This window comes from Ignavibacteriota bacterium, from assembly GCA_016708125.1.
In the GTDB taxonomy this organism is placed as follows: Bacteria; Bacteroidota; Ignavibacteria; order Ignavibacteriales; family Melioribacteraceae.
In genome coordinates this window covers 1-4,355 of the sequence record JADJGF010000012.1, presented here as the reverse complement: position 1 = coordinate 4,355, position 4,355 = coordinate 1, and the positions used below count along the sequence as shown (strand labels likewise).

Here is a 4,355-nt window from a genome sequence, read left to right as displayed (position 1 = left end):
CGCGCAATCAAAAATCTTTCCCACAGTATTTTTCTAACTTCAAATTGGTTGATATAAAAACTCTGACTTATTTATTCAAAGAATTAATTAATTTTTATCAAAACAGAAACACAATTTTACATTTTTAATTTAATGGGATTTGGTAAACTCAAATTTGAGAAACACTTTCAAGATGATTCAGCCAGAGTTTCAAATATCATTTCTTCATTCGCAAAATATAGGAAAATGGAAAACTTATAATTTAGGCGGAGATAGAGATTGGGATAACTCAGGTGAGAATGGTTTAAAAATATTAAAAAAGTTAGAAAAAATTAATTAAATCACTTAATTTAAAAAAATGTTAAATGGGCGATTAACAAAGGGTGTCCCGGCCAGAAGAATTTGAGCTCTTATACAATGTTTTTGTTAATTACAATAAATACTCAATGGTGGAATCATCCATATGAAATTCACCGAACCGATTGATGGAGATTGTAAAGTTTCTACCACAGATGATTTTAAAGAAGAACTTGAAGATATATAATTAATGAAAATCCGGGAAAGCAAATAATAATTGCCGGTCAATATCCAATTTATTCCGGCGGTGAGTACGGTGGATATTATCCATTTTACAAACATATTTTCCATTAACAGATTTTGCAAAAGGTTTGTATTTGCCGCTTCCAATTATTGGCAGCTTTTATCAATCCTTCAAAAATAATATTGGAACATCAGAAGATATTACAATGAAAATTATGAGCCAATTAGAAAGTTACTTGAAAATATTATTTCCGAAAATAATTTGTTGGTGTATTTAAGCGGACATGAAAAAATCAGCAGATATTTAAATTTGGTAGAAAATTATTTTATTAATAGTAGACTCAAGAAATTGCTTCATACTCTTTTGGGATTGGAAAAATATTTTAAGTAAATCCAAACCCGGAATTATAGAACTGGTATGTAATTCAGATGGAAATGTAAAATCAATTTTCCACGAATTTAGTGAACAGAAAATTATTAATCTAGAATTTGAATTAATAACAAACGAAAATAAAAATAATAAAATTTTAGAAAACCGTTTGAAACAAAATTATTGAAAAATACTCTGCAGAAAAGCAAAGTTACCGCTGGTGAAGAATATAAAGCCGGAAGTGTTAAAGAATTTTTCGGAAAACATTATCGCGATTCTTGGACAACTGAAATTGTTGTACCTTATTTAAACTTGGATACAAAAAAAAAGGAGGTTTAGATGTGTTAAAAAAAAGGCGGAGGAAGACAGACTTTATCTTTGGTTTTAAAGGCGATGGAATTAGATATACTTTTAGGTCTGTAAATAAAAATCCAATAAAGGCGCTTGATTACAATTTGAGAAACACAATTGTTGCAGATATTGTTAAAGATCAAACAACAACTCAGCAGCCATACGGAGCTTTAGCCGCAGATATTTTATTAAACAAATTGGGAATTATTCACGCTCACCCTAAATTATTTATTATGCCGGATAATCCTAAACTCGGAAAGTTTCCCAAAATGAATTTTCAAATATGCTCGGAATGCTGGAAGAAAATCCCCAAAATCCGGAAAAAGGGAAAATTGGATTTTTAGGTTCTTCTGAAATTTTAAGGAGTAATAAATTATTCGGAAAATTATATAATGATCATAATAATCGTGTAGATTCAAAAAATTTTGCTGTTGCCAGATCATTGATATTCTCGTCGGCGATTGGGGAAACACGAAGACAATTGGAAATGGATTGGTTATAAATTTGGCAAAAAACTATTTTAAACCTATGCCAGAGAGATAGAGATCACGTATTTTCAAGGTGGGACGGCGTTTTCCCTTGGTTGGCAGATAGAGAATGGGCTAAGAAAGTGGTGAAGATTTTAACTAGAAATTATCGGTATAAAAAGTTTGATGTTTCAGGCGAGACATTTAGATAGATTTATTGCTTCCGATCTTTCCAAACAAGATTGGCTTAATGCGGTAAATTTTGTTCAAAGTAAAATTACATACGAAGTAATTGCTTCTGCAATGACGAATATGCCGGAAGAAATTTATAATAATTCAAGTATGGAAATTGGGGATAAACTTAAAACAAGGATAAAAGATTTAGAAAAATATGTCCTTGAATATTATGATATGCTTTCACCGGACGTTGATATTATTGGATCAAACAAAGATGAATATTTTGAAATTTTAAGAAATGATGACGGAAGCGTAAATGTTGAAATTTTGATAAAAATAATATTGGCGAACGTGATGATACTTTATATTCCAGAATATTTTTCCAAAATGAAACAGAAGATATAAGGATTTACGGTTTAGGCGGAGATGATTATTTTGGGTTGATTGGCAATTCTGATAAATCAATTCAAGTAAGAATAATTAGCGGTTCCGGTAAAGATTCAATAAATGATTCGGCTGTTTCTTCGGCATCAACTTTAATTTATGATAAGGTAAAAAAGACGTGGATAAATAAGCGGAAATACTAAAGTTGTTAATCCATATAATAAATCGTTGTACAATTATAATAGAACAGCTTTTTACTTACGATACTTATTTTCCTCTGCCTTATTTTTTTTATAGTTCCGATGACGGCTTTGTTTTAAATTTTAACTTAAGTTTTACAACTCACAATTTTGATAAAGATGAATATAGCGCAAAACACAAAATAAAATTGCGGGCTTCTACAAATGAAAATTATAGTATATAGAATATAATTTAAGACTTCATCAAATAATTGGCGGCTGATTTATTATTAAATGGACATTACGATAACCCTTTGCCCAATATATATTTTTTTGGTTTGGGAAAATGAAACAATTAAAGATGATCAGCTTTTGCCGCAGATTATTATAGAACAAGATATGAATCAAAAAAGGAATTTCTGTTGGAACCATTTATGATTTTTGGAAAAAAAAGTTTTGTTTCATTAAATATTAATTATGAAAACAATGAAAGACAATTTTCAACTAAAAATACTATTCAAAGCACTGATGAATTTATCGGAAAAAAATAAAATAAATTTATTTGAAGGAAGTATAAATTTTAAATCTTGATTTCAGAAATAGAACAGCACTTCCAACAAACGGAACAAATCTTTTTATAGAATACAGAAACGGAATTCTTACAAATCTTTATAATGATAATTATCAAAAAATATTTGGAATTACGGAAGGTTATTTTCCTTCCCAATTTTTGCCTTTAACAATTGGTTTTGAAAGTTGGCGGCGGGAAATATTTGGCAAAGTTCCATTTTACAATCAATTTATGCTTGGACAAAACACTTATTTAAAAGTTCAGAAATAATAGATTTACCGGAAATTCAATTCTTTTATGCAATCGGAATTAAGATTGAATTTGTACAATTATGAAAATTCATTTCTCCCATTGAAAATTGGAGCTGTCGGATTTTTAATTCCGGTAGAATATTTGAAAAAATGAATCATCTAAAATTTGGCATAACGGATATGGTTTGGACTTTTCATAATTCCATTAAGCAAGATTTCGGCAATCTTCCACAACTTTCAGTTTTCTAATGAAGAAGATTTACTGTTCCAATTTGGAATTGGAAGCGGTATAAAGAATAAATTCTTTGGGAATTTTAACTAGTATAAAATTTATTTAATAAAATATTTAGCGAATTGTATAAATAAGAATGCAAACCAAGAATCAGGAAAAAGTTAAAACAGTGTTTATCATTTCTGTATTTTGGGCACTTGCGTCAGCACTATCATTTATTAATCAATATTATTTTATTTATGATTTAATCGAGTTTAAAAAACTCTCCGGTTCGTATGAGTTTTGGCCGGATTTTATTGGAAGCAGTCTATTAGGTTTAATCGGCGGTTTGGTTTTCGGATATATTTTAGTTTTTATTGTACAACATTTTCAATATTGATTTTTTGAAGCTTAGCTAAAGCTGTAGAAAATGTAAAAATTAATCTTTTGACTCCTTCATATTTAGTTTACATGCTGATTTGGGCAATTCAGGTTTCTGTAACACAATTTATGCTTCAGGTAAGAGATAAATTCGGACAAGGGATTTTGTGGAAATTTATTACCGGGAAATATTTACATCCTCGACAAGAAGAAAGAATATTTATGTTTCTGGATTTAAAATCCGCAACAACTATTGCAGAAAAATAGGAGTCAAAATTATTTTATTTGCTAAACGAACTTATAGTGATATAACTGAACCAATTACAGCAAGCAACGGTGAAATTTATCAATACGTTGGAGATGAAGTTGTTGTCTCATGGCATGTTGAATATGGACTTGAGGAAAATAATTGTGTTTTATGTTTTAGAATAAATCAAATTTTGGAAGCTAAAAAGAAATATTATTTAGAAAGTTTAAGATCTTTCCATTATTTA

At 29.2% G+C, this 4,355-nt stretch carries 7 protein-coding genes; all 7 read left to right on the top strand.

Translation table 11 applies throughout. From position 1 onward, the window contains the following. Positions 1-172: 172 nt before the first annotated feature. The 7 genes from IPH62_20020 to IPH62_19990 all read left to right on the top strand — a co-directional run bounded on the left by IPH62_20020 (position 173) and on the right by IPH62_19990 (position 4,128). A complete protein-coding gene (locus IPH62_20020; GenBank protein MBK7107559.1) occupies positions 173-319 on the top strand; it encodes a hypothetical protein in 147 nt (48 codons plus the stop codon). Between the two features lie 753 nt (positions 320-1,072). Then, complete coding sequence (locus IPH62_20015) at positions 1,073-1,228, top strand: hypothetical protein (protein ID MBK7107558.1); 156 nt, start codon at positions 1,073-1,075, stop codon at positions 1,226-1,228. Positions 1,229-1,230: 2 nt separating this feature from the next. Next, positions 1,231-1,584 carry a hypothetical protein gene (locus tag IPH62_20010; GenBank protein MBK7107557.1) on the top strand — a complete coding sequence of 118 codons (354 nt, stop codon included), beginning with the start codon at positions 1,231-1,233 and terminating at the stop codon, positions 1,582-1,584. A gap of 309 nt (positions 1,585-1,893) precedes the next feature. Further along, a complete protein-coding gene (locus tag IPH62_20005; GenBank protein ID MBK7107556.1) occupies positions 1,894-2,289 on the top strand; it encodes a hypothetical protein in 396 nt (131 codons plus the stop codon). 35 nt (positions 2,290-2,324) lie between these two features. Beyond that, a complete protein-coding gene (locus IPH62_20000; GenBank protein MBK7107555.1) occupies positions 2,325-2,471 on the top strand; it encodes a hypothetical protein in 147 nt (48 codons plus the stop codon). Positions 2,472-3,637: 1,166 nt separating this feature from the next. Further along, complete coding sequence (locus tag IPH62_19995; GenBank protein MBK7107554.1) at positions 3,638-3,880, top strand: hypothetical protein; 243 nt, start codon at positions 3,638-3,640, stop codon at positions 3,878-3,880. A 47-nt stretch (positions 3,881-3,927) separates the two neighbouring features. Continuing rightward, positions 3,928-4,128, top strand: coding sequence for a hypothetical protein (locus IPH62_19990; GenBank protein ID MBK7107553.1), 201 nt, complete (start codon positions 3,928-3,930; stop codon positions 4,126-4,128). The last annotated feature ends 227 nt before the right edge of the window (positions 4,129-4,355 follow it).

Coding starts and splice junctions, on each gene's coding strand:
- IPH62_20020 (MBK7107559.1), top strand. CDS start 173: ATGATTCAGCCAGAGTTTCAAATATCATTTCTTCATTCGCAAAATATA.
- IPH62_20005 (MBK7107556.1), top strand. CDS start 1,894: ATGTTTCAGGCGAGACATTTAGATAGATTTATTGCTTCCGATCTTTCC.
- IPH62_19995 (MBK7107554.1), top strand. CDS start 3,638: ATGCAAACCAAGAATCAGGAAAAAGTTAAAACAGTGTTTATCATTTCT.